The organism is Stenotrophomonas sp. STEN083 (genome assembly GCF_056759195.1).
In genome coordinates, this window is record NZ_JBRRCU010000007.1 from 19,331 (window position 1) to 44,137 (window position 24,807).

Below are 24,807 nucleotides of genomic sequence, written 5' to 3' on the forward strand. Positions count from 1 at the left end.
GGTAATTCTACCTGATCCCCTGCCCAGCCCCCGTCATCAGCCAGTTGCGGCGGCAACCGTCGGGAAGCGCCCCTGGCGCAGGAAGCCGGCGGTCAGCGTGGCCACCTCCGGCGACAGCACCAGTCCGCTATGGCTGACCGGCACCACGCAATGGTCGGCCAGACCCGGCAGACGGGTCTCGGCCAGGCCCACGGTGCCATCGGATTCGCCATCCAGCGCGCCCATCATCGCGCCCAGCCCATGCGCCACCGAACCGGCGATCAGACCGACCTCGGCCTGCCCCCGCCAATCCGGAAGGCCGTGCAACAACAGGTCGCTGCTACGCCCCAGCGCCGCCACCCAACCGTGCTCAGCCATGGAACGTGCAGTGCCGCTGCCACATAGCGGTGAGCCCAGACAGACCACCCGCGGCACATCCAGCGCAGGTGCCTGCCGCAATGCCTCCAGCGCTACCAGACCACCGAGGCTATGCCCCACCAGTGACACCGGCCCTCCCGTGCGCAAACGTTGCACCAGTTGTGGCACTGCCTGTTCTGGCCCGCCGAACACGCTGGCGTAGCCAAACGTATCCACCGCAAAGCCCTTCGTGCGCAGCCGCCAGGCCAGCGGCAACAACCAGGAGCGGGTGTTCCAGATCCCATGCAGGATCAACACACGGGGACGCGGGGAGTTCTGCCAATACATGCGCGCAGTGTCCGTCATTGGCCTTGCCCATCACAACGGGCAGCGACACGATCTTCAGTCGAAGTTGTAATCCAGCTGCAGTGCCTGCTGCCGCCCTACCGCGCTGTAGACCTCGTCGTAGTAGTACGGAAATTCGACACTACTGCTGTCACGCGGCGGCGCTGTATTGAACAGGTTATTGATGAACAAGGTCACCGTTGCGCGCTCGCTGATCTGCTTGCCAACAGTGGCGTTCCACAGCAGCAGCGGCTTTATCCGGCCTTCGCCATCAACACGTGGCAAACGGCCATAACGGATGCCGAACAGGTTGGCTGACCAACCACCCTGCCCCTGCCACCCCAGACTGGCACGCAGGTTGCTGCGGAATGCCAGGTTTTCACCCGACTCCCACTGCGCCTGACGCCATTGATCATGCAAGGTACCCGGCGAGCGCACCCGACGCTGGGCCCAGAACGTGTGCGACCAGGCGGTGTGCAACTTGAAATCACCGATGCCACTGCTGAGACGCCAATCGAGCACCGCATCGATGCCGCGAATGCGCTGTTCAGATTGATTGGCCGCCGTCGACTCGACCATGAGGATGCGGCCATCGCCTTGTTCACCACCACGCAAGACCCTTGAGCGCGCCTTGCGACATTCCCACGAGCGCGGATCGACCGGGCTCCGGCTGCCATCCAGGCGCAGGCCGGTAAAGCACTCCGCTTCGTCACGCAGCAACAGCGCTGGCGAAATCCGACCGATCCCGCCTTCATTGCTGACATCCCAATAGTCCACGCTGATCGACAATGCATCACTGGCATCCCAGACGAAACCCGCCGTGGTCGAGGCGCCGGTCTCCGCGCCCAGTTCCGGGTTGCGGTAGGTCCGGGTCAGAAACTCCGTTTCATAACCAGCGCAGCCGGGATTGGCACCAGCAACGATGCAGCGCCTTGCGTCGAGCGCCGTGCCAAAGCTGCCACCACCATCAGTGAATACCCAATGCATGTCCGGCATCTTGAAACTGGTGGCGTGGCTGGCACGCAACAGCAGGCTGCGCGTCGGCCGCCACTCCAGACCCGCACTCCAGGTGCGCGCGGTGGCGACGGCGACAGCATCGTCGTACCTGTCCACACGACCGGCCGCACTGGCCTTGATGGCCTTGGTCAGCGGAACGCTCAGCTCCGCTCCCACCGCGTAGCGATCACGCGCCCCTGCACCCACGCTGCCGGTGAGGTTGTAGGTGTCCATCTGCAAGGGCAGCACCGATGGCGTGTTGCGCAGCCGGTAGCGCTGTCGACTGACCTCCGCCACCAGCGCCATCGCCAGGGCGCCGGCGGGAAGATCGGCGATGCCACCAGAGACAACATAGGACGCCTCATCCACCCGGGTCAGCGCGTCGTAGTGCACGTTGCTCGACATGGCCAGGTATTCGCCAGGTGTGATCGGGCGATACCAATGCTGCAGATTCAAGGGCTGGACGATGACGCCGTCATCGGTCACCCCGGTTGCTGGACCAAAGAAGAAGGCATTGACGTTGTCGCCGAGCAAACGGCGCCGATCGCGCTGCACCCGATAATCCGAACGGCTGGCAGTCAGACTCCAGTCCAGGCGCTGCCCGTAACCTCCTTGCAGACCCAATGCCAGATCCCACATCCGCTCGCGGTAGTGATCATTCATCGCATCCAGCCCGCCGACTTCCTGCGGGGTAAGCACGCGCAGTGGCGCGAGGTAGCCGAAACGCGGATCGTAGATCTGGTTGACCTTGCCGGTAGTAGCCGAGTGCGGCCCGGTGATGGTCTCAAAGCCGCTGGCCAGTTCGCTGCGCGCGCTCCACAACTGCAGACTCGCCCATGCCTGCGTGCGGGGTGACAGGGTCCACTGTGCGTGCAGCTGGCCAGATATCTCCTGCTCGCCATCCATCAACGACGTATAGCCGGCGTTGCGCCAGGTTCCGCAGCCATGCCCCTGCAGCGCTGATGACGCGCTGGCAGGCGCCACGAAATCCCAGTCGACAAACTCGCCCTGCCAGCGCGCACAGACATCGCGCGGCAGCGCCACCAGCGTTTGAGCTGCGCCACCAGCGCGCACAAAACCAAGCCCGAGTTCGGGATTCAACGGCGTGCCTGCATTGACGCCTCCGTGGCGTTGCAGATCGCGTTGCGAGCCGCGCAACATCTCGGCAGTCGAATATTGCACGGCGTAGTTCAACCCCCAGTTCTCGCCGCCATGCCCGGCTGACCACTGCAGATCAAAACGATCACCGCCACCTTGGCTGCTGGTGCCAGTACGTAATCTGACCTGCGAACCGCTGTGCTGCTGTTTGAGCACGATGTTGACCACTCCGGCAATCGCATCGGCACCGTAGATGGCCGAGGCGCCGCCGGTCATCAGCTCGACGCGCTCAACACTGGCCAAGGGAATGCTACCCAGACTCTGGAAATTACTGCGTCCATTAGAGGGAAACGGGTAGTCCGGCAAACGCCGCCCATCGACCAGAATCAGCGCCCTGCCCGGGCCCAGACCACGCAGGTTCAAGGGCTGCGCATTGGCCGAAAAGCGCCCACCGCCGCCCTGCGATTCGGCGCCATAGTCGCTCAGGCCATTCACAGCCAGCGCGTCGGTCAAACTGAAGTAACCATCGCGCTGCATCTGCTCGGCGCTGATGACAGTCACCGGTGCCGGGCCTTCAAACTCGCTGCGGCGTATCCGTGAACCGGTGACCTGCAGCGAGGCCAGCGAGCTTGCCACTGCGGGCATCGCCGCCGGCTGCGCTGGTTCGGGCGCCGCGGCGGCAGTAACCGTCGCTGCCGGAACAATGGTGACGACCCCGCTGCTGGTCAACCGATAGCTCAGACCGCTGCCGACGAGCAGCTGCTGCAGGGCCTGGGCGACGCTGTAGCGCCCGTTCAAAGCAGGCGCGACCTTGCCACCCAGCATCTGCGGCGCCATCAATATCTGCAGGCCGGAGGTGGACGCCAGCTGCGCCAACGCCTGCTGCAAGGGCTGCCGGGGCTGGCTGTAACTGCGGGTCACGGTACTGATCTGTGCCCAAGCAGGCGCGGTCGCCAAAACCAGGCACAGCATCAACCAACGCAGCACGCCACGCCCGCCGCCCCACCCTCGCTGATTTCCGCGACCTGCGCTGGCAATCATCCCTTCTCCCAGTGATAACCGGACTGACACCGAGCCGCCCCCATCTACAGACGCAACAAGTGCCAAACCCCTCATCTGGCAGAATCACTGGCACTAGCCCAAGCTGCGCGTGTCGCCTCAGACTGTCAACGCCTGCCAATGACTGCCGTCCTGCCGCCCGTTCAGCCTCCACCCGACAGCCTCCGGGACGCGGGTGCCATGGCGCAACAGTACCGCCCGCGCCTCATGCGTTACTTCAGGAACCACCTGGGTACGGTTGAAGACGCGGAAGACCTTACCCAGGAAACCCTGGTGCGGATGATGCGCGACCCCCAGGCCGACAAGGTCAACAACGTCGAAGCCTATTTGATGACGATTGCCGGCAACCTGCTGCGCGACCGCTACCGTCGCGACCGTACCCGTCATGTTGGACAACATGTACCCATCGATGAGAACACCGAAGGCTGGCCTACCGAAACGGTATGTGGTGAACGCGTCTACCAGGACCGTGAACGCCTGCAGACGTTTTTGAAGGTACTGGATGATCTACCGCCACGTTGCCAGCAGGTATTTTTACTGCATCGCTATGAAGGCCTGACCTATGGCGCCATCGCCAGTCAATTGGGCATCAGCGTCAGTGCTGTCGAAAAACAAATGATGCGTGCCCTGCTCCACTTCGGCACGCGTTTGGAGCAACCATGAAAGAAAGCAGACTTGAAATCGTTGCAGACACTGATCCGATCCGCACCCAGGCGGCGGCGTGGTTTGCGCGCCTGCACGCCGATGAATTGAGCGAGCAGGAAGAGGCCGAGCACCAGATCTGGCTGGATGCCGATCCCGCACATCGGCTTGCCTACGAGCAGGTCGAGCGCATGTGGACGATGCTGAGCGATTTTTCAGCCACGCCCGACATCAGCCAGCGCCTGGCGACGATTCCCACAGCAGCTGTTGAGCAAACCAGACCGCAACGGCAGCGCAGACCGCGCCGCCTGCAATGGCTGGCGGCCTGCGCTGCGGCGCTGACTGCGGTGGTCATTGGTTGGCGCGTGTTTGCCCCGGCACCAGCAAGCGAACAGCGCTATGCCAGCGCGATCGGCGAGCAGCGCACCATCACCCTCGACGATGGCACGCAGGTCGATATGGATACCGGCACCACACTGCACGTGCGTTACAGCAGGCAGCAACGTCGCATTGAACTGGACCAGGGCCGCGCCTTCTTCAAGGTCGCAGCTGACAGCGCGCGTCCGCTGACCGTGGATACAGCACAGGGCAGCGTACGTGCCGTCGGTACCCAGTTCGAGGTATATCGTCTTGACAATGGCCTTGATGTAACCCTGTTCGAAGGCAAGGTACAGCTGCGCGCCGCAGCAGCCGATGACAGCGCCGCCCCCGCGGCCACACTCAGTCCCGGGCAGCGCGCGCACATGACTGTGGGCAAGGCACCACAGGTACAGAACTTCCAGGGCGGCACCGCACCGGCCTGGATCGACGGCCAGCTGGTGTTTGAGAACCTGCCATTGCGCGCGGCGATAGCAGAGTTCAACCGCTACGGCGGCAGCCCGTTGCGGGTCGACGATGCGGCGCTGGGTGAACTGCGTGTATCCGGCGTGTTTCGCAGCAATGACAGCACCGGCTTCGTTGAAGCCTTGGACACCCTGCACAAGATCTCGGCACATACCAACGCCGCAGGCGAGACCGAGCTCAGTCGCTGATAAGCACGCGCCGCAGACCGCCTGCGGCGCGCGTTGGCAACTCAGAGTGGCTGCAGCAATGCCTGCCTGATTCGCTCGCGCTCCAGCACCTGCAGGTGCAACAAATCCTTGAGCCGCTGGTTCTCCGCCTGCAGCCGCCGCAAGTGGCTTGCGTGAGACGCGCGCCGACCAGCGCAGATGCGCTGCAGCAGCGCACGCGATGCATCACTGAAACCGTGCTTCCTGCAGAGCTCCTGCAGGGTCTGACCGGCATCAAGCTCGCGCAGGAAGCCGATCACCTGCGCCTCGTCAAAATGCTTTCTCATGCTTGCTTCGCCTTGCCGGCAACTGCATCAACGCCAGTTTTGCCGTCCGTACCAACGCCCAGACAATCCGCACCGTGGTCGCAGCAACAAGGCTCAGCTACCAGGTCCGATATTCGGAAGGCCGCGCACGTATGAGCACGCAAACCAGTCCCTTTCCTGTCTAGACGCAGCAGCCAACCATACCCACAGCGATGCAGCGCACACTTTGATGCATGCAGGAAGGGTATTGGCAAACTGCTGGATTACCAGCTTCGCGGCTCACGCCGCTCCCACGAATGCAGGCACGAACCTGTAGTGCCGAGCCATGCTCGGCAAGGCACTTCCGCCGCGATGCGACAACTCAACGTCGGGCAGCGTCAATCAGCCAGCAAGCCGCCGCAGGATGAACTCATTGTCGCGCACGCTGCCAACCGGGAACTCGTAGGCACCGACCTGCTCGAAGCCATGCCGTGCATAGAAACGTTGCGCGCCGAAATTCTCCGACCACACGCCGATCCACAGCGTGCGCCCCGGGGTCTGCAACCACTGCAGGGCTGCAGCGAACAACTGCCCGCCCTGCCCGCCGCCTTGATGCTGGCGCAGCACATACAAGCGCTTCAACTCGCCGTCAGCCGCTCTGGCATCCACATGCGGTAGACCGCAGGGGCCAGCAAAGGCAAAGCCAATGGCCTCACCTTCCACTTCCAGCAACCACGCCGCGTATTCACCGGACTGCAGCTGTTGCCGCTGCAGTTCGAGCGGATAGGCTGTGGCCAGGTAATCGGCCAGGTCCTGCGGCGGATACAGATGGCCGAACGTCTCCACGAAGGTACGTTCGGCCAGCGCGCACAGCACGCCAGCATCATCGGGCGTAGCACGACGGATGCTGGCGTCAGTTGCCAAGGCTCAGGCCTTGTCGGCGCGCGGACGCACCTGCACGTGCACTTCGGCGAGCTGCGCGTCGGCGATCGGCGACGGCGCATCGGTCATCAGGCACTGTGCGCCGGTGGTCTTCGGGAACGGGATCACGTCGCGGATCGACTCGGTACCGGCCATCAGCGCGGCGATACGGTCGATGCCGAAGGCGATACCACCGTGCGGCGGCGCGCCGTAGTTCAACGCATCCAGCAGGAAGCCGAACTTCGCACGGGCTTCTTCAGCATCAATGCCGAGCAGCTCGAACACCGCGCTCTGCATTTCCGGGCGATGGATACGGATCGAACCACCGCCGATCTCGTTACCGTTGAGCACCATGTCGTAACCGCGCGACACCGCGGTCTTGGCATGCGCACGCAGGTCCGCCACATCGTCCACCGCCGGTGCGGTGAAGGGGTGATGCAGGGCGACGTAGCGCTGCGCCTCTTCGTCCCACTCGAACATCGGGAAGTCGGTGACCCACAGCGGCGCCCAGGTATCGGCAACCAGACCGAAGTCCTTGCCCGCCTTCAGACGCAGCGCGCCCATGAAGTCGGAGACCTTGTTGTAGCCACCGGCACCAAAAAACACGATGTCGCCATTGCCGGCACCAATGTGCTTGAGCAGCGCAGCGAAGGCGTCTTCGGCAAAGAACTTCTGGATCGGCGAGCTGACCTCGCCGTTCTCGGCGATCTTGATGTAGGCCAGACCCTTGGCGCCGTACTTGGCGGCGTGGGCGGCGTACTCGTCGATCTGCTTGCGGCTCAGGCTGGCACCGCCGGGAATGCGCAGCGCGGCGACGCGGCCATCGGCGTCATTGGCGGCAGCGGTGAATACCGGGAACTCGCTGGTCTTGACCAGCTCGGCCACGTCCACCAGCTCCAGCGCGATGCGCAGGTCCGGCTTGTCCGAACCGTAGCGACGCATCGCCTCGGCCCAGGTCATGCGCGGGAATTGCGCAGCCAGTTCCACGTCCACCACTTCCTTGAAGATGGAGCGGATCATGCCTTCGACGAAGTCCTGGATGTCGCTCTCGCGGACGAAGGCGAATTCCATGTCCAGCTGGGTGAATTCCAGCTGGCGGTCGGCACGCAGCGCTTCATCGCGGAAGCAACGCGCAACCTGGTAGTAGCGGTCGAAGCCGGCCACCATCAGGATCTGCTTGAACAACTGCGGGCTCTGCGGCAGGGCGTAGAACTCGCCCGGGTGCATGCGCGCCGGCACCAGGAAGTCGCGCGCGCCTTCCGGGGTGGCCTTGGTCAGGATCGGGGTTTCAATGTCCTGGAAGCCACGCTCGTCCAGATGGCGGCGCAGCGCCTGCACCAGCTTGATGCGGGTGCGCTGCATGCGCTGCATTTCCGGGCGACGCAGGTCCAGGTAACGGTACTTCAGGCGGGTTTCTTCGCCCGGGTTCTCGTGCGCATGGAACGGTAGCGGCGCGGCCTTGTTGAGGATGCTGATGCGGGTGGCGATCACTTCCACCTTGCCGCTGCGGATCTTGTCGTTGACCGCATGACGCGCCCGCACCACGCCTTCGACCTGCAGCACATCTTCGTAACCGAGGCTGGCGGCGACGGCGAAGACCTCGGCGTTGTCCGGTTCAACGGTGACCTGGACGATGCCTTCGTGGTCGCGCAGGTCGATGAAGCAGACGCCGCCGAGGTTACGGGCAACGTCGGTCCAGCCGGCGAGGGTCACGGTTTGGCCGATCAGGGTCTCATCGACCAGGCCGCAGAAATGGGTACGCATGGAAAGCTCCGCAGGGGGCCCGGCACGAAACGGTGCCGGGTAGCCCCGTATTTTGGCGCTCAGCGGGGGTTGGAGCAAATCCGCCCCATCAGTCACGCCGCCTTAAGTGGGATTGCGCCTATAGTTCCGCGTCCAAACCTGAACAGGGAAGCCGCCATGAACCGTCACCTCCTGCTTGCAGGCCTGGCTTCCCTGTTGGGGCTGGCCATGAGCCCGTTCCCCGCGGCGGCCCAATCCGGCTACCCCGGCGGCAACCAGAATGGTCCGATCCGGTGCGAAAGCGTGGATCAGCGCCAGCGTGTCTGTGCCACCGGCTGGCGCAGCGCCGTGCTGACCCGGCAGCTGTCCAAGGCCCAATGTACCGAGGGTCGCAGCTGGGGCAGCAGCAACGGCAATGTATGGGTCAGCAACGGCTGCCGCGCTGAATTCAGCGAAGGCCGCGGCGGCTGGGGCGGTGGCCAGGGCGGCTGGAACGGCAATGGCAACGGCAACCGCACCATCCGCTGCGACAGCAACAACAACCGCCAGCAGGTCTGCAATACCGGCTGGCGCAGCGCGGTACTGGTCCGCCAGGTCTCCGATACCCGCTGCACCGAAGGCCGCAACTGGGGCAGCAACAACGGCAGCGTCTGGGTCAGCGGCGGTTGTCGCGCTGAGTTTGCCGAAGGCCGCGGTGGCGGTGGTGGCTGGGGCGGCGGCCCTGGCCACGGTAACGGCAACCAGACCATCCGCTGCGACAGCAACAGCAACCGCCATGTGGTCTGCAATACCGGCTGGCGCAACGCAGTATTGGTACGTCAGGTCTCCGACACGCGCTGCGTGGAAGGCCGCAACTGGGGCAGCAGCAATGGTGCGGTCTGGGTCAACGGCGGCTGCCGTGCCGAGTTCGCCGAAGGCCGCGGTGGCGGCTGGGGCAATGGCGGCGGCTGGGGTGGCAACAATTACTTCGTGGACTGCCATAGCAACAGCAACCGCTTGAACACCTGCGCTTGGGATCGCCGCCAAGGCCGCCCGGTCATCGTCCAGCAGGCCTCCGACACGCGCTGCGTGGAAGGCCGCAATTGGGGCTTCAACGGCAACAGCATCTGGGTCAACGGCGGCTGTCGCGCCCGTTTCAGCGGGCGCTGAGTTTCAAAGGGCGCCGGCAACGGCGCCCTCTGTATTTCAGGCCTCGCTGCCCCACGGCGCTGGCGGCAGCGCCACCGGCACGCTCAGGTCGAATTCCACCTGGAACAGACGCCCATCCGGACGCGCCAGCTCGTAGACAAAACGCTTGCCCGGCACCAGCTCCATCGCCCAGGTATTACGCAGCGAGGCGGTCATGCCATTTTCGGTGAACATCGCCACCGAGTCCGCATCGACCGGAAACTCCTGCCGCCCTGCACTGCCGGCCTGCGCGGTATCGCCGCCGTACATGGTCACTGCATCCGGGCTGCCGTCGGCATGGCGGTGATCGTGCTTCAGGCGCAGGCCGCTGTCGGTGCGGCTGATCACCCAGGTCCGCGAATGGTCATCCCCGACATGGAACGGCACCCGCAGCTCCTGCTGCGGGCTGTCGCAACCACGCACATGCATCACCAGGGTCTTGCCATCGAACGGGTCCGGCGCGCTGGACTTTGGCTGATTGGCGATGATGCGGCCAGCAAAGGCCTGCCCACAGTGCTGCGCCAGATCGGCAAGAAACCGGTCGGCCGGCGCAACTGCCGTCTTTGCTGCCGGCGCGGTGCTGGCGGCGACTGCCAAAACGGGAAGGACGGCGCTGCCAGCCAAGGCCAGAACGCATATCAAATTTGAGAAGGAAGAGGTTTTCATCCCCCGATCCTCGCCTACGCGCCAGTTCAAGGCAACGCGCCGCTGCCTTGCACATGATCTCGCGCCGCCTGCAAGGCACCGTGCCACTGCAAGGTCACCGCCGATGCCTTGCCGTACAAGGGCTCGGATGCAGCGACGGCGGCCCGCCAATACCGCACGGCATCGCCGTGATTGCCGCGATGCTCGGCCAAACGCGCGCGCAGTACCTGTTGGCGTACTAACGCATAAGGCCCTTCGAGCAGCAGCGGCTGCACGGCATCCAACGTCTGCGCGGCCTCGTCCAGTCGCTGCTTGGCGATCAGCCATTCGGCCCAACCCTGCTGCAGGCGAATACCATTCGCGCTGCCAGCTGGAATACGCGGCAGCCACAGATCATGCGCCCGCTGCACCATTGCATCGCCTTCAGCATTGCCCTGGGCGGCCAGCAACAGGCCGAGCTGCAGCTCCAGATCCAGGCTGTCCGGATGATCGCTGCCAATTGCCGCCATGCGTACCGCCAACGCCTCGCGGTAACTGGTTTCGGCGGCGGCGGACTCGCCTTGCGCCTGTGCAATCTGCGCGGCGGTCTCGGTGACGACTGAATAGTTGTAACTGTCCGTGCCCAGCACCTCTGCCGACAGCTGCAGCGCGGTTTCAACATAAGGCCGTGCGCGCGCGTATTCGCCCTTGCGTATCAGCGCCAATGCCAATCGGTTGTTCTCGCTGACCACATAGACGCTGCGCTGACCGAAGATCTTTGGCGCACGCGCCAGGTTGGCCTCGAACGCGGCGATGGCCGCATCCAGATCACCGCGGTCCATCACCATCAAGCTGCGCTCGGTATTGCTGGCCCAGTAGTCATAGGACATTTCCCCCAGGCTGCGCAGGAACATCGGCGTGGATTGGTCGAACGCTGCAGCCGACGCGACCAGGTCGCCCTTGCGCCGGTACATCATGCCCAGGTTGTCCAATGTCACGCCGATGTACTGCTCGCGCTTGCCGGCCTGGTGGCGCTGCAGCGCCTGCTTGAACGCAGCCTCGGCATCGTCATAGCGCTGCTCGGACAACAACGACAGCCCCAATGAGTTGTAGGACTGGGCAACGCGGAAGCTGTCCGCCGGCTGCTTGCCCAGCAGCGCCAGCGCCCGCCGCGCCATTTTCGCGCCTTCCACGCCGTTGCGGTTGTTGGAATAGGTACCTGCCAACAGGTTGAACAGGCGCGCGGCTTCATCCAGATTCTTGTCGCCACCAGCGGCAGCCAGCGCTTCAGCAGCCTGCAACATCAGCGGATCAGACCGCCGCAGATCGCCTGCATTGCGGTAGGCCAGGCCAATCACGCCTTTCAAGCGCGCCTGTACTTCCGGCGATCCATCCGGCTCCTCGTCGATACGCGACGCGGCCCGGTCCAGCACCTCGCGGGCACTGATGTCCTCACCGCCCCGCATGCCTTTCTCGCGCGGGTCTGCCGCCTGGAACATTTCCACCAGGAAGCCACTGACCTGCTCCGCGATCTTGGCCTCGCGCTCGGCGGCTGCGCGTTCGGCCGCCAGACGCCACACAAACCAGGCTGCAAGCAGCAGCGCCAGCAACAGCAGCGCCGCCCCCTTCCAATTGCGCCGCAGCCAGCGTCCACTGCGATAGAACCGGCCACCGTTGCGTGCCTGCACCGGCCGATGCTGCAGATAACGCTGCAGGTCGGCCGCCATCGCCTCCACCGACGGATAGCGCTGCTCAGGTGGCAATGCACCAGCGCGTAACACGATCGCATCCAGATCGCCGCGCAGCGCACGCAGCCAGCGGCAGTCGGCCTGGGCGACCCGACTGGGAGCAGCCACCGCAACCCCGCTATCGTTTGCACCGCGCCTGCCACCCCTGCCCGCCAGCAGCTCACTCAATACCGCAGCCAGACTGAAGACATCACTACTCACCCCCACCGCCAGTCCTGACTGCAGCTCTGGCGCGGCGTAGGCTGGGGTGAAGAACTGCGCGCCCGGATCATTGGCCTCGTCACCCAACAGCCGCGACACGCCGAAGTCGAGCAGCACCGGCTCACCCTCCTCGCGCACCAGTATGTTGGAGGGCTTCAGGTCGCAATGCAGTACCAGCCGCGCATGTGCGGCCTGCACCGCGCTGTATACCTTCAGGAACAGCTGCAGGCGCTGGCGCAGGTCAAGCTCGCGGCGCGCGCAGTAAACGTCCAGCGGCTCGCCACGCACGTACTCCATCACCAGATACGGATGCCCGCCCGGCGTAGTGCCGCCGTCGTAGAGGCGCGCGATATTCGGATGCTGCAGGCTGGCCAGTATCCGCCGCTCGGCGGCCAGACGCTCGGCTACGCGTGCACTGGGCTTGCCCTGCAGGACTTTGATCGCCACCTCCTGCGCATACAGACCATCAGCGCGCTCGGCGCGGAACACCATGCCCATACCGCCACTGGCCAGCCGTTCGTACAGCCGCCAAGGCCCGATGACATCGCCTTCGCTCAGTTCGGAAGGAATCGCAGCGACGATCAACTGCTGCATTGGATCGAGGGCACGACCGAGCTCGCTGGTCTGCGCTTCGAGCAGCTCCAGTGTTTCGGCGATGACGGCTGGATCAGCGCTCAGGCGCGCAAGCTCACTCCGCCATTGCGACGGATGCAGTTCACACACTGCGTCAAACAGCTCGCGCACCTGTTGCCAACTATCCCGATCCACCGACACCCCCTGTAGCAGCCGCCCGCCACATTGCGAAGCCAGCTTTGCCTTGGGGATGATAAGCGCCGCTCAACGCTCCGGTACGTAAGAGCCGGGTGCGGATGACGAATCCGGAATCGCATCACCCGCATCAACCACAGCTTCTCTTACGACATTGGAATCGGCGGCTTCAGCACTCTCGTTGCTGAGCGGATCCACATCCATCGGCCGCCGGAAAACCAGCGATGGCAACAGTGTTGTCAGCGCCGCATACAACAGCAGTGCACCGAACAGCACCGGCGAGATAGCGAAGCGCTCGCGCATGATCGCCGCCAATACCAAGGTGAAAATCAGTGTCGGCGACAGCGCCAGCGCCACCCGCAGACTGGTACGGAAGCTCTCGCCGAACAGCACACGCCGCTGCAGCCAGATCACCGCGATGCGCAACGGCAGCACCACCAGGGTGATCAGCAAGCCCAAGCCCAGTGCTTCGAAGCTCAAGGCTTCCGCTGGCACCTTGGTGCCCGAGTTGAAGAAATAGAAAGGTACGAAGAACGATGCGAACAGACGCAGCGCATGCAGGTTTTCATGCGAAGCCAGCGATGGCATGCGCTGCTGCAACAGGCGCGCGACCAGACCAGCGATGAACGCACCCACCAGGTAGTACACGCCCAGCGCATAGGTGATGTACGCGGCCAGCATACCGACCATCACCAGCAGCGAGAACTCCGAGCCCGGCGCATGTGGCGCCACCCAGCGGCCGAGCCCGATGAACAGCAACGGCAGGCCGACCATCATCGCCAGCAAGGCCATGCTCGACAGTACCATATGCACCGGATCGCCGGCCTGCAACACCACGAACAACGCAGCCAGCGCCAACAACTCGCCGGCAATGGCCTTGCTGCTGACCCAGAACCGCTCGGCATCATCCAGGCCGAGCTGGGACAGCGAATCCATGATGAAGCCGGTGGAGGGAGTGAGCAGCGCCAGCGCCAGCAAGGCCGCCGCCTGCCAGGGCAGGCCGGCGTAATGCCATGCCAACCAGGCGACGCCGGTGAGCGTGGCGCTGCGGATCACCAGATGGGTCAGCAGCGGCCACATGCCCTTGCGCAGGTCGGCCAGATCCACCTCCAGGCCGGCAAACAGGAACAACGAGGAAATACCCAGCGTGGCCAGCAGGTTGACCACCGGATCGTGCGATCCGTCACCCAGCCACAGCATCGCGCTGATGCCGAACACCAGGCAGGTCAATGGCGCGGGAATATTGAAACGCTGCAACGCGCGTGGGATGACCAGCAACGCGAAAATCAACAACAGATAGATTACTTCCTTGCTCATGACGCCTGTTTCCTGTGACCGGGTACGTGGGGTCTCGCCCACCGGCCACCGCCGCGCCAACGGTGGAGCCGTCAGCGCAGGCGAGCGCCGGCCAGCTCCCCTACCTGGCGGAGGATGCCATTTCGGCCGTCATCATCCAGTGCAGAGCCCTGCAGGTAACTGACCAGCAACCACGGCGTACCACCGGCCAGCGGCCACAGCGCGGCGATGTCGTTGCTGGTGTCGCTGCCGTTGCTGCCGGTCTTGTCGCCGACCCGCCAGCCTGTTGGCAGCCCGGCGCGCAGGCGCGCGTCACCAGTCTGGTTGTCGATCAGCCAATCGGCCAGCTGCTGGCGCGAGGCCTCCTTGAGCACGTCGCCGAGCAGGAAACGCTGCAGATTGCCGGCCATCGCCGCCGGGCTGGTGGTGTCGCGTGGGTCGCCTGCTGCAAAACGATTGAGCTCAGGTTCGTTGCGCGCACTGACGGTGACGCGGTCGTCGTGCTCACGCAGGAACGCAGTGAGTCCGGCTGGACCGCCGACCAGTGGCAGCAGCAGATTGGCTGCAGCGTTGTCGCTGACGATCATCGTCGCCCGGCACAGATCACGTACGGTCATGGTCTTATCGACGTGGCGTTCGGTGAACGGCGAATGGTCGAGGATGTCGGCCTGGCGTACCGGTACGCGCTGATCCAGCGACAACTGGCCGGCGTCGGCGTGGCGCAGGATGGCTGCAGACAGCGGAAATTTGACCGTGCTGCACATCGGAAAACGCTCGTCCATGCGATGCCCATAGCGGGCCCCGCTGGCCGGGTTCCAGAGGCAGACTCCCAGGCGACCGCCGCTGGCTTTCTCAAGTGCGGCGAAGTCGGCGTCACTGACTGCCGCCGGTGGTGGCGCCGCATTGGCACTACCAGCACGTGCCCATGCGACAGGGATCAATGCACTGGCCAAGGCGGCACCGCCAAGTGTGAGGAACTGACGACGAGCAAGCATTGGGACTCTCCTTGGGGCTGATCGGGCTGATCTTGCCAACCAGTGTCGCCTTGGACCATCGCGAATAATCATCGCCTGCCATTAGTTAAATTTGCGGCTCTTACGGAAATTTGACCACTAGACACGGAATAATGCCGCCGACCATCAAGTTTCGTCATGACTCCGCCATGATCCGACCCCAGCTGCCGCTCAACGCACTGCGCGCCTTCGAAGCCGCCGCACGCCATCTGAACTTCACTCGCGCCGCGTTGGAGCTTTGCGTCAGCCAGGCCGCGCTGAGTCACCAGATCCGTGGATTGGAGGACCGCCTGCAGGTAAGCCTGTTCCATCGGCTGCCGCGCGGGGTGGCCCTGACCGACGAAGGCGCGGCGCTATACCCTGTGCTGACCGAGAGCTTCGACCGCATGGCGATCGCACTGGACCGCTTCACCGGCGGGCGCTTCCGCGAAGTGCTGACCGTGGGCGTGGTCGGCACGTTTGCGACCGGTTGGCTGCTGCCGCGTCTGCCCGAGTTCGAGGCAGCACATCCGGATATCGAGCTGCGGGTGCAGACCCACAACAACCGCATCGACCTGGCCGGCGAAGGCCTGGATCTGGCGATCCGTTTCGGCGATGGCGACTGGCAGGGACAGGATTGCACGCCGATCGTCGATACCTTGTTCGCACCGCTGTGCGCACCGGCGGTGGCGCGGAAACTACGGAAACCGCGTGATCTGGGCAACGTGCCACTGCTGCGTTCCTACCGCAACGACGAATGGCCGCGTTGGTTGCAGCTTGCCGGCGTCAGCGGCGTGGAAGCGCGTGGTGCGGTGTTTGATTCGTCGCTGACACTGGCCAGTGCAGCAGCCGCGGGTGCTGGCGTGGCGTTGCTGCCACTGCGCATGTTCGAGCAGGACCTGGCCGAGGGCCGGTTGTTGCAGCCGTTCGCGCAGACCTTGTCGTTGGGCAGGTATTGGCTGACGCGATTGCGCTCCCGGCAGGAGCGCGAACCGCTGCGACGCTTCCGGCTGTGGCTGCAGGCGCAGGGGCAATTGGAAGCGCCCTTGTAGTGCCGAGCCATGCTCGGCAATGGCGTCACCTGCAATGCCTCAGCCGAGCATGGCCAGGCTCTACGGCGATGATTGAGGCACCACCAGCAACGCGGAATTTTGTAGGAGCGGCGTCAGCCGCGAAGCCGGGATTGCGTCGGATCGCCGATGATTTGGCGCGTCATTGGTGCCAGCTTCGCGGCTTACGCTGCTCCTACAAGGAAATCCAAGCCAAGGCTCAGTCTTCCAACATCTCCATCCAGGTCGCTTCAGCCTGCTCCAGCTGCTGCGCAAGCACTTCACGCTCGCCGCCCAGCCTGGCCATCTTCGCTGCGTCGGCGTAGTTGGCCGAATCAGCCAGCTGCGCATCAACTTCGGCCAGCGATTCACCCAGCTGCTCCACCTTCTTCTCGGCCGCTTCCAGCTTGTGCGGATTGACCGGCTTCTTGTTCGAGGCCGGTTTGGCGGGAGCCACCTGTGCAACCGGTGCGGCGGCGGCAGGCTTTTCCTGGCGATCGCTCTTGGTGCGTGCACCTTGCGCGCTGGCACGGGTGCGCAACCACTGCGCGTACTCGTCCAGATCGCCTGCAAATGGCTCAACCACACCATCGGCTACACGCCAGAACGTATCGCAGACCAAGCCGATCAGATGGCGGTCATGCGAAACCATCACGATGGCGCCTTCAAACACGGCCAATGCTTCGGCCAGGGCCTCGCGCATTTCCAGATCAAGGTGGTTGGTCGGTTCGTCAAGCAACAGCACGTTCGGCTGCTGCCATGCAATCAAGGCCAGCGCCAGACGCGCACGCTCGCCACCGGAGAAACCATCCACGGTTTCGAATGCGCGATCGCCCGCGAAGTTCCACTTGCCGAGGAAGTCGCGGAACGACTGGTTGACGCCGTCCGGGGCAATCTCGCGGAAGTGATCCATCGGCGTCATGCCGGCGTGCAGCGATTCCACCGTGTGCTGGGCGAAGTAACCAATCTGCAGGTCAGGGTGGGCCATGCGGTCGCCTGCCAGCAACGGCAGGTCGCCAACCAGTGATTTCACCAGCGTGGTCTTACCGGCACCGTTCGGGCCAAGCAGGCCGACACGCTGGCCTGCTTCCAGACCGAAGCCGACGTTGTCCAGGATCACCGCGTCCGGGCCGTAGCCAGCGGTGACGTCGTTGAGGCGGATCAGCGAGAACGGCAGCTTGGCCGGCGGCGAGAACTCGATGCGGAACTCGCGCTCGGCACGCACCGCTTCGGTGCCGGCCATCTTGGCCAGACGCTTCATGCGGCTCTGCGCCTGGGTGGCCTTGCTGGCCTGCGCCTTGAAGCGATCGATGAAGCTCTGCAGGTGCGCGCGCTCGGCCTGTTCCTTCTCGTGCGTGATCTGCTGCTGGCGCAGGTGCTCGGCACGCTGGCGCTCGAAGTCGGTGTAACCACCCGGGTAGAGCTTGGCGGTGCCGCTGTGCAGGTGCAGGGTATGCGTGGCGACGTTGTCGAGGAACTCGCGGTCATGCGAGATCAGCAGCAGCGTGCCCGGGTACTTCAGCAGCCACTGTTCCAACCAATACACGGCGTCCAGATCCAAGTGGTTGGTCGGTTCGTCGAGCAGCAACAGGTCGCTGGGCATCATCAGCGCGCGGGCAAGGTTCAAGCGCGCACGCCAGCCACCGGAGAACGCCGCAACCGGGCGCTCATGGGTATTGGCCGGGAAACCCAAACCATGCAACAGCTTGCCTGCACGGGCTTCTGCGTCATAGGCATTGAGCTCGCCCATTTTCTGGTGCGCGTTGGCGACGGCTTCCCAGTCCTCACGCGCAGCAGCGGCGGCTTCTTCGGCCAGCACCGCGGCGACCACGTCGTCACCGCCGAGCACATAGTCGATGGCGCGGTCGGTCAGCGCAGGGGTTTCCTGGGCGACATCGGCGATGCGGATTTTGCCGGGCAGCGACACGTCGCCCTTGTCGGCTTCCAGTTCACCGCGGACAGCGGCAAACAGGCTGGATTTACCTGCGCCATTACGGCCCACAACGCCTACGCGATAGCCGGCATGCAGGGTGAGGTCTACGTTGGACAACAGCAGGCGCTCGCCCCGGCGAAGGGCGAAATTACGAAGGGAAATCATGAATAGGTCCGTTATAACGAAAAGGAATGTGCATGTGAGCAGCATTCCTGCGACGCAATTCTAACGTTAACCAATACTTGACTCACCTCCTGTTATCGCACGCGCCTGAACGGCATTGCCTGACAGAGAGCAAGTACTCGCATTGCCAAATCGCCTTTGCTGAACTGAAAACGCTTTCAAAAGCAACAATTTAGCTGCGCCATCCGGTTTGACACGAGGTAAAAATTCCATTAATTCGTTAATGGCGCACCGCAACAGCCGCGAACCCCACGCGCCGCCGATGCCGCCACTCAATACCGGAGCTGCAACCTGATGAATCGCACGTCCAGCACCCTCGCCGTCGCCATTGCCATCGCCCTTGGCGCCCCGGCCCTGCCCGCCCTGGCCCAGTCCGCCGCCAATACCCTGGATACCGTGATCGTTACCGGTACCCGCGTCGCCGACCGCACCGTGGCCGAGTCGCAGTCGCCTATCGACATCATCACCCCGGAGGCACTGCAGTCCACCGGCACCGGCGAGCTGGCCACGGCGCTATCGCGCGCCCTGCCCTCGCTGAACTTCCCGCGCCCGGCGCTGACCGACGGCACCAGTGGCATCCGCCCGGCGCAGCTGCGCGGGCTGTCGCCTGACCAGGTGCTGGTGCTGGTCAACGGCAAGCGCCGCCACACCTCGGCGATGATCAACGTCAACGGCAGCATCGGCCGCGGTTCTTCGGCGGTGGACATCAATGCCATTCCGATCGCCGCCATCGAGCGCGTGGAAGTGCTGCGTGACGGCGCTTCGGCGCAGTACGGCTCAGACGCCATCGCCGGCGTGGTCAACATCGTGCTCAAGGGCAGCGGCAAGGGCGGCAGCCTGGCCGTGGATTACGGCCAGTATTCGGCCGGTGACGGCAACAAGTACCAGCTCTCCGGCGACACCGGCATCAGCTTCGCCGATGGCCGTGGCAGCGTGCATTTCGCCGGCCAGGTCAGCCAACAGGACGAAAGCAACCGCGCCGGCCCCTACCAGGGCACCGCGCCGAATACCGGCAACTTCCCGTCCATCGGTGAGAAGACCTTCGTGGTCGGCGACCCGCGCGTGGATGCCACCGCCGCCTCGGTCAACGCCAGTTTCAATTTCAGCGACAACATCAACGCCTACGCCAGCGCGCTGCTGAGCAACCGCGACATCACCTCGTTCGCGTTCTACCGCTCGCCCAACCACAGCGGCCAGACCGCGCTGCTGGCGCAGACCTACCCGGACGGCTACGTGCCGCAGATCAACCAGTACTCCAAGGACCGCTCGCTGGTGGCCGGCGTCAAGGGCAATACCGAGAGCGGCTGGACCTGGGATGTCAGCGTCAACCACGGTGAAAACACCCTGGATTTCCACACCCGCAACAGCATCAACTACAGCCTGGGTGTAAACAGCCCGACCTCGTTCTACGACGGCACGTTGAAGTACCAGCAGGACATCTTCAACGCCGACATCACCAAGTCGCTGGATTGGGGCCTGGCTTACCCGGTCACGCTGTCCTTCGGTGGTGAGTACCGTCGTGAGAAGTGGGAACAGGAAGCAGGTGAACTGAACTCCTATACCGGTAGCGGCGCCCAGGGTTTCGGTGGTTTCACCCCGACCAACGAAGTGCACAACGACCGCCACAACTACGCCGTCTACGCCGGCCTGGAAGCCGACCTGACCGAGAAGTTCTCCGCTGGCCTGACCGGCCGCTATGAGGACTACTCGGACTTCGGCGACAAGTTCTCCGGCAAGCTGTCGGCGCGCTACGCCTTCACCGACAAGGTCGCGCTGCGCGCCACCGCATCCAGCGGCTTCCGCGCCCCATCGCTGGCCCAGCAGAGCTACCAGGCGGTGACCAGCACCATCATCAACGGCAGCTTCGTTGACCGCGGCACCTTCCCGACCACCAGCGCTGCCGCACAGGCACTGGGCGCAGCACCGCTGAAGGCCGAAAGCTCCACTTCCTACAGTGTCGGCCTGGTGCTGCAGCCGGTTGACCGCCTGTACCTGACCGTCGATGCCTACCAGATCGACATCGACGACCGCATCGTGCTGTCCACCAACATCACCACCAATGCCGCCGCCAACGCGCTGTTGGCCGGTCTGGGGCTGCCGCAGGTCACCGCGTTTTCCTACTTCACCAATGGCGTGGACACCCGCACCCGCGGTGTCGATGCGGTGTCCAGCTACACCATCCCGTTTGCTGCCAGCAGCCTGGAGCTGACCGCTGCCTATAGCTACAACGAGACCGAAGTGAAGAAGTTCATCGCTTCGCCGGCAGTGTTCGGCAGCCTGGGCATCACCCAGTCGCTGATTGGTCGTGACGAAATCGGCCGCATCGAGGACAGCTTCCCGCGTGACAAGGCCATCGTCAGCGGCACCTGGCGCTCGGACCGCTGGGAACTGGGCCTGTCGGCCACCCGTTACGGCAGCTTCACCGTGCGCAACTCGGCCACCGCTGCCCGCGACCAGACCTACGACGCCAGCTGGGTGGTGGATGCCTCGGCCAGCTTCAAGCCCAGCGAAAACTGGAAGCTGACCCTGGGTGCCGACAACCTGCTGGATCAGTACCCGGACCGCACCGCCGATCTGCAGAACTCGACCTGGGGCATGCTGCCGTACAGCAACTACTCCCCTTATGGTTTCAACGGCGCCTACGTCTACGGCCGTATCAGCTACACCTGGTAAAACCGGTTCGACGTCGTGAAAGGAAGATGCCCTGGGAAACCGGGGCACCTTCTTTGCACTGGATTGCCGCTGCGCGGCCACAACGCGTTGCAGCGCGAGCACTGCCTCAGGCAGCTTCCGGGAACACCTTCGCGCAGAGGAAATCCACCAGCGCCCGCACCTTCGGCGACGGGTACTTGCTGGCCGGCCACAGCACATTGAAGACACCAGCTCCACCCACCTGATCGACCAGGATCGGCTGCAGCAGCCCTGCTGCCAGCGGCTCGCGGATGGCGAAATCCGGCAGGTAGGCAATTCCCAGCCCACGCAGCGCGAAGCACATACGCGTCTCAATGTTGTTGCAGATCATCGAAGTCGGCAGTTGCAGCTCGGCCTCGCCGGCTGCGCGCCGCAGTGCCCAGGTTTCCAGCTTGCCGCTGTTGGGGAAGCGGTAGTGCAGGCAGCTGTGCTGCTCGAGATCGGCCGGCACCAGCGGTACGCCACGACGAGCCAGATAATCCGGCGACGCCACCAGGCGCATGTGGAAGCTGCCCAGGCGACGCGCCGACAGGCGTGAATCGGCCGGTTCGCCGGTGCGCACCACCGCATCGAAGCCTTCCTCGATGACATCGACCATGCGGTCAGTGAAGTCCAGGTCCAGCTCGATCTGCGGGTAGGCACGCATGAACTCCCCGAGCACCGGCAGCACCAGCGAACTGACCAAGGGCAGGCTCACCCGCAGGCGTCCGCGTGGCGCCGCACTGGCCTGCGACAGTTCCAGCTCGGCGGCGTCAATCTCGGCCAGGATGCGGCGACTGCGCTCCAGGAACAGCATGCCTTCGGCGGTGAGGGTCACGCTGCGGGTGCTGCGATGGAACAGGCGCACACCCAGCTTATCTTCCAGCCGCGCCACGCTCTTGCCGATCGCCGAGGCCGACACCCCCAGCTCACGCCCGGCGGCGACGAAGCTGCGCGTTTCAGCCACCTGCACAAACACCACGAAGCCGTTGAGGCTGTCCATGATCCGCCTTCCGCTTGATTGCGGACATTTTATTCCGCTCATCACGGAACTGCAGCCTACTTTTTCTTCAATTCACGGATTTCTATCGTCACGGCCTGCCCTTTCAAGTGAGCCAGCTGCCATGACGATCCCCACGCTCCCCCTCCCCTCAAGCGCAACGCCGGACCCGGTTTTGGCCCCTATCCAGACCGTCGTGCAGCAGGCTCTGGACGAACAGCGCCTGGTCGGCGCGATGACGCTGGTCGCCCGTGATGGCGCGTTGATCCACCGCCAGGCCAGCGGCCTCGCCGACCGCGCCAGCGCACGCCCGATGCGCGTGGACACCGTGTTCCGGCTAGCTTCGGTCAGCAAGCCCATCGTCTCCACCGCAGCGATGGTGTTGGTGGCACGGGGCAAACTCGAGCTGGACGCAGGAATCGAACACTGGCTGCCGGAATTCCAGCCACGCTTGGCCGACGGTCGCCCAGCACGGATCAGCGCACGGCAACTGCTCAGCCACACCGCCGGCCTGGGTTACCGCTTTTTCGAAGCGGACGCGGACGGTCCGTATGCCCGGGCCGGCGTCTCCGATGGCATGGATGCCTCCGGCATCAGCCTGCAGGAAAACCTGGGCCGCATCGCCAGAGTGCCGCTGCTCTACCAACCCGGCAGCGCCTGGGGCTACTCGCTGGCGACCGATGTGCTGGGTGCCTTGATCGAACGCATCCACGGCACGCCGCTGCAGCAAGCTGTGGATCAGTTGGTCACCGGTCCACTGGGCATGACGGATACCGGCTTCGTCGCCCACGAGTCCCAACGCGTGGCAAGCGCCTATGTAAGCGATGCACCACAGCCACACCTGCTCAGCGAGGGCGAGATTGTTTCGCCGTTCGATGGCGCCATCGGCATCACCTACAGCCCGGCGCGCATCTTCGATGCGCACGCCTTCCCCTCGGCTGGCGCGGGCATGGCCGGCACTGCCGACGATCTGCTGCGACTGCTGGAAACGCTGCGCATTGGCGGCAATGGTCTGCTGCCCGCCGAACTGGTCGCCGAAATGGGGCGTGACCAGACCAACGGCCTGGAACTGCCCAGCGCACCGGGCTTCGGCTTCGGCCTCGGCTTCTCGGTGCTGCGCGATCCAGCGCTTGCCGGCTCACCAGAATCACTGGAAACGTGGCGCTGGGGCGGTGCTTACGGCCATTCCTGGTTCGTGGACCGGGCGCAGGGCCTGAGCGTGGTCGCCTTCACCAATACGCTGTACGAAGGCATGTCCGGTCGCTTCGTCACTGAGCTGCGCGATGCGGTTTATGCTGCAGTGGAGCCACGTTGATGTGTGCCGCAAACTCTGCACGCCTGCCATTTGGCGCATTGCTGGCGCTGGCGATGGCCAGTTTCATCACCATCCTCACCGAAGCCCTGCCGGCCGGCCTGCTCCCACAGATGGCACGTGGCCTGGGCGTTTCCGAGGCATGGATAGGACAGACCGTGACGATCTACGCGATCGGCTCGTTGTTGGCGGCAATTCCGCTGACCAGCGCGACCCAAGGCCTGCGTCGTCGTCCATTGCTGCTGGCAGCAATAGCCGGCTTCGCCGTCGCCAATACCGTCACCACCTTCTCCAGCAGCTACGCGCTGACGCTTACGGCGCGCTTTCTCGCCGGTGTTTCCGCCGGTCTGCTGTGGGCCCTGTTGGCAGGTTATGCCGCGCGCACGGTGCCCGCGCATCAACAAGGCAAGGCGATTGCCATCGCAATGGTGGGCACGCCGCTGGCGCTGTCGCTGGGCGTGCCGGCCGGCACCTTGTTCGGCAATCTGCTGGGCTGGCGGATCTGCTTTGGCACGATGAGCGTGTTGGCACTGGTACTGATGCTGTGGGTGCGGTTCAAGGTGCCGGACTTCGCCGGCCAGCCGAACAGCCGGCAGCTACCGCTGCGGCAGGTGTTCTCCATCGCCGGTGTGCGCCCGGTGCTGTTCGTGGTGCTGGGCTTCGTGCTGGCCCACAACATCCTTTACACCTACATCGCTCCATTCCTGGCCGAGGCTGGCATGGGCGAGCGCACCGATCTGGTGCTGCTGGTGTTCGGCATGACTTCATTGCTGGGCATCTGGATCGTCGGCGTACTGGTCGATCAGCACCTGCGCGCGTTGACGCTTGCCAGCACCGTATTGTTCGGCGCGGCCGCACTTGCACTCGGGCTGGCCAGTGAGACGGCGCTTGTGGTCTATGCGGCAGTGGCGGCCTGGGGTGTCGCCTTCGGCGGTGCCGCGACCCTGTTCCAGACGGCGTTGGCAAAAACTGCCGGAGAGGCCGCCGATGTCGCCCAATCCATGCTGGTCACCGCCTGGAACGCGGCAATCGCCGGCGGCGGCATCATCGGCGGCGCGCTGCTCGGGCGCTGGGGCGTCGGTGCGTTTGCTCCCGCTCTGCTGGTGTTGCTGGTGGCGACCCTGGTCGTGGTATGGGCCGCAAGGCAGCATGGTTTCCCCTGCACCAGCGACAAGAGGACCGCGAGTAACGCCAGCTGTTCTGAGCCCTGACGCGGCTCCGGAAGGAAGATGCACGGGGAGACCGGAGCATTTTTTACTGAGTTGGAGCAGCGCATTACCCCTCCCCAACCCTCCCCTTGCCTTCGCCCTTGATCTGGCCAGCCCCAAATCCCACCGACCCAGTTCCTTGGGACATAAAAACCCAGATTTTTCATGTATTTCCCCGCACCCAAGCCGCCAGCCCCTTTAGAATCAAACCACCCCCACCCG

The 24,807-nt window shown here is 64.3% G+C and carries 18 protein-coding genes; 7 read left to right on the top strand and 11 right to left on the bottom strand.

Features of this window, described 5'->3' with window-relative positions; translation table 11 throughout:
• Positions 1-36: 36 nt before the first annotated feature.
• Together ACVOK8_RS03780 and ACVOK8_RS03785 are read right to left on the bottom strand one after the other, a co-directional pair.
• A complete protein-coding gene (locus ACVOK8_RS03780; RefSeq protein ID WP_481565642.1) occupies positions 37-702 on the bottom strand; it encodes an esterase/lipase family protein in 666 nt (221 codons plus the stop codon).
• Between the two features lie 36 nt (positions 703-738).
• Positions 739-3,816, bottom strand: a complete 3,078-nt coding sequence (locus ACVOK8_RS03785; RefSeq protein ID WP_481565643.1) for a TonB-dependent receptor domain-containing protein — start codon at positions 3,814-3,816, stop codon at positions 739-741.
• A 198-nt stretch (positions 3,817-4,014) separates the two neighbouring features.
• Here ACVOK8_RS03785 and ACVOK8_RS03790 point away from each other — a divergent pair, with 198 nt between their 5' ends.
• Positions 4,015-4,497: an RNA polymerase sigma factor gene (locus ACVOK8_RS03790; protein WP_481565644.1), complete on the top strand. Its 483-nt coding sequence runs from the start codon at positions 4,015-4,017 to the stop codon at positions 4,495-4,497.
• Positions 4,494-5,507, top strand: a complete 1,014-nt coding sequence (locus tag ACVOK8_RS03795) for a FecR family protein (RefSeq protein ID WP_481565645.1) — start codon at positions 4,494-4,496, stop codon at positions 5,505-5,507. Before ACVOK8_RS03790 ends, ACVOK8_RS03795 begins: the two co-directional genes overlap by 4 nt.
• Positions 5,508-5,548: 41 nt before the next feature.
• On the opposite strand, the gene ACVOK8_RS03800 is transcribed toward ACVOK8_RS03795, so the two are convergent.
• The 3 genes from ACVOK8_RS03800 to aspS all read right to left on the bottom strand — a co-directional run bounded on the left by ACVOK8_RS03800 (position 5,549) and on the right by aspS (position 8,455).
• On the bottom strand, positions 5,549-5,812 hold the full coding sequence (locus ACVOK8_RS03800; protein ID WP_481565646.1) for a transposase: 264 nt from the start codon (positions 5,810-5,812) through the stop codon (positions 5,549-5,551).
• A gap of 360 nt (positions 5,813-6,172) precedes the next feature.
• Positions 6,173-6,694, bottom strand: a complete 522-nt coding sequence (locus tag ACVOK8_RS03805; RefSeq protein ID WP_481565647.1) for a GNAT family N-acetyltransferase — start codon at positions 6,692-6,694, stop codon at positions 6,173-6,175.
• 3 nt (positions 6,695-6,697) lie between these two features.
• Positions 6,698-8,455 (bottom strand): aspartate--tRNA ligase, encoded by a 1,758-nt coding sequence (gene aspS, locus ACVOK8_RS03810; protein ID WP_481565648.1) that lies wholly within the window; start codon positions 8,453-8,455, stop codon positions 6,698-6,700.
• A 207-nt stretch (positions 8,456-8,662) separates the two neighbouring features.
• Between aspS and ACVOK8_RS03815 the strand changes: the two genes are divergently transcribed.
• Positions 8,663-9,583 (top strand): DUF3011 domain-containing protein, encoded by a 921-nt coding sequence (locus ACVOK8_RS03815; protein ID WP_481565704.1) that lies wholly within the window; start codon positions 8,663-8,665, stop codon positions 9,581-9,583.
• 36 nt (positions 9,584-9,619) lie between these two features.
• On the opposite strand, the gene ACVOK8_RS03820 is transcribed toward ACVOK8_RS03815, so the two are convergent.
• The 4 genes from ACVOK8_RS03820 to blaCESS all read right to left on the bottom strand — a co-directional run bounded on the left by ACVOK8_RS03820 (position 9,620) and on the right by blaCESS (position 15,233).
• Positions 9,620-10,267, bottom strand: a complete 648-nt coding sequence (locus tag ACVOK8_RS03820; RefSeq protein ID WP_481565649.1) for a hypothetical protein — start codon at positions 10,265-10,267, stop codon at positions 9,620-9,622.
• A 26-nt stretch (positions 10,268-10,293) separates the two neighbouring features.
• Positions 10,294-12,942: a serine/threonine-protein kinase gene (locus ACVOK8_RS03825; protein ID WP_481565650.1), complete on the bottom strand. Its 2,649-nt coding sequence runs from the start codon at positions 12,940-12,942 to the stop codon at positions 10,294-10,296.
• A 69-nt stretch (positions 12,943-13,011) separates the two neighbouring features.
• Entirely contained in the window at positions 13,012-14,259 is a 1,248-nt protein-coding gene (locus tag ACVOK8_RS03830; RefSeq protein WP_481565651.1) for a cation:proton antiporter, read from the bottom strand.
• 71 nt (positions 14,260-14,330) lie between these two features.
• A complete protein-coding gene (gene blaCESS / locus ACVOK8_RS03835) occupies positions 14,331-15,233 on the bottom strand; it encodes a CESS family extended-spectrum class A beta-lactamase (RefSeq protein ID WP_481565652.1) in 903 nt (300 codons plus the stop codon).
• A 167-nt stretch (positions 15,234-15,400) separates the two neighbouring features.
• Between blaCESS and ACVOK8_RS03840 the strand changes: the two genes are divergently transcribed.
• Complete coding sequence (locus ACVOK8_RS03840) at positions 15,401-16,282, top strand: LysR family transcriptional regulator (RefSeq protein WP_481565653.1); 882 nt, start codon at positions 15,401-15,403, stop codon at positions 16,280-16,282.
• Positions 16,283-16,499: 217 nt separating this feature from the next.
• On the opposite strand, the gene ACVOK8_RS03845 is transcribed toward ACVOK8_RS03840, so the two are convergent.
• Complete coding sequence (locus ACVOK8_RS03845) at positions 16,500-18,377, bottom strand: ABC-F family ATP-binding cassette domain-containing protein (protein ID WP_481565654.1); 1,878 nt, start codon at positions 18,375-18,377, stop codon at positions 16,500-16,502.
• Positions 18,378-18,689: 312 nt separating this feature from the next.
• Here ACVOK8_RS03845 and ACVOK8_RS03850 point away from each other — a divergent pair, with 312 nt between their 5' ends.
• Positions 18,690-21,068, top strand: coding sequence for a TonB-dependent receptor plug domain-containing protein (locus ACVOK8_RS03850; protein ID WP_481565655.1), 2,379 nt, complete (start codon positions 18,690-18,692; stop codon positions 21,066-21,068).
• 106 nt (positions 21,069-21,174) lie between these two features.
• Here the strand turns inward: ACVOK8_RS03850 and ACVOK8_RS03855 are convergent, their stop codons facing one another.
• Positions 21,175-22,068, bottom strand: coding sequence for a LysR family transcriptional regulator (locus ACVOK8_RS03855; protein ID WP_481565656.1), 894 nt, complete (start codon positions 22,066-22,068; stop codon positions 21,175-21,177).
• Between the two features lie 121 nt (positions 22,069-22,189).
• On the opposite strand from ACVOK8_RS03855, the gene ACVOK8_RS03860 reads away from it, so the two are divergent.
• The gene (locus ACVOK8_RS03860; RefSeq protein WP_481565657.1) at positions 22,190-23,380 is read left to right on the top strand and encodes a serine hydrolase domain-containing protein; all 1,191 of its coding nucleotides are present in this window, start codon (positions 22,190-22,192) and stop codon (positions 23,378-23,380) included.
• Positions 23,380-24,588, top strand: a complete 1,209-nt coding sequence (locus ACVOK8_RS03865; protein ID WP_481565658.1) for an MFS transporter — start codon at positions 23,380-23,382, stop codon at positions 24,586-24,588. Before ACVOK8_RS03860 ends, ACVOK8_RS03865 begins: the two co-directional genes overlap by 1 nt.
• Positions 24,589-24,807: the final 219 nt, after the last annotated feature.

Bases quoted from the DNA above. Each gene is read 5' to 3' on its own strand.
- ACVOK8_RS03780 (WP_481565642.1), bottom strand. From the start codon at position 702: ATGACGGACACTGCGCGCATGTATTGGCAGAACTCCCCGCGTCCCCGT.
- ACVOK8_RS03785 (WP_481565643.1), bottom strand. From the start codon at position 3,816: ATGATTGCCAGCGCAGGTCGCGGAAATCAGCGAGGGTGGGGCGGCGGG.
- ACVOK8_RS03790 (WP_481565644.1), top strand. From the start codon at position 4,015: ATGGCGCAACAGTACCGCCCGCGCCTCATGCGTTACTTCAGGAACCAC.
- ACVOK8_RS03795 (WP_481565645.1), top strand. From the start codon at position 4,494: ATGAAAGAAAGCAGACTTGAAATCGTTGCAGACACTGATCCGATCCGC.
- ACVOK8_RS03800 (WP_481565646.1), bottom strand. From the start codon at position 5,812: ATGAGAAAGCATTTTGACGAGGCGCAGGTGATCGGCTTCCTGCGCGAG.
- aspS (WP_481565648.1), bottom strand. From the start codon at position 8,455: ATGCGTACCCATTTCTGCGGCCTGGTCGATGAGACCCTGATCGGCCAA.
- ACVOK8_RS03815 (WP_481565704.1), top strand. From the start codon at position 8,663: ATGAGCCCGTTCCCCGCGGCGGCCCAATCCGGCTACCCCGGCGGCAAC.
- ACVOK8_RS03820 (WP_481565649.1), bottom strand. From the start codon at position 10,267: ATGAAAACCTCTTCCTTCTCAAATTTGATATGCGTTCTGGCCTTGGCT.
- ACVOK8_RS03830 (WP_481565651.1), bottom strand. From the start codon at position 14,259: ATGAGCAAGGAAGTAATCTATCTGTTGTTGATTTTCGCGTTGCTGGTC.
- blaCESS (WP_481565652.1), bottom strand. From the start codon at position 15,233: ATGCTTGCTCGTCGTCAGTTCCTCACACTTGGCGGTGCCGCCTTGGCC.
- ACVOK8_RS03840 (WP_481565653.1), top strand. From the start codon at position 15,401: ATGATCCGACCCCAGCTGCCGCTCAACGCACTGCGCGCCTTCGAAGCC.
- ACVOK8_RS03845 (WP_481565654.1), bottom strand. From the start codon at position 18,377: ATGATTTCCCTTCGTAATTTCGCCCTTCGCCGGGGCGAGCGCCTGCTG.
- ACVOK8_RS03850 (WP_481565655.1), top strand. From the start codon at position 18,690: ATGAATCGCACGTCCAGCACCCTCGCCGTCGCCATTGCCATCGCCCTT.
- ACVOK8_RS03855 (WP_481565656.1), bottom strand. From the start codon at position 22,068: ATGGACAGCCTCAACGGCTTCGTGGTGTTTGTGCAGGTGGCTGAAACG.
- ACVOK8_RS03860 (WP_481565657.1), top strand. From the start codon at position 22,190: ATGACGATCCCCACGCTCCCCCTCCCCTCAAGCGCAACGCCGGACCCG.
- ACVOK8_RS03865 (WP_481565658.1), top strand. From the start codon at position 23,380: ATGTGTGCCGCAAACTCTGCACGCCTGCCATTTGGCGCATTGCTGGCG.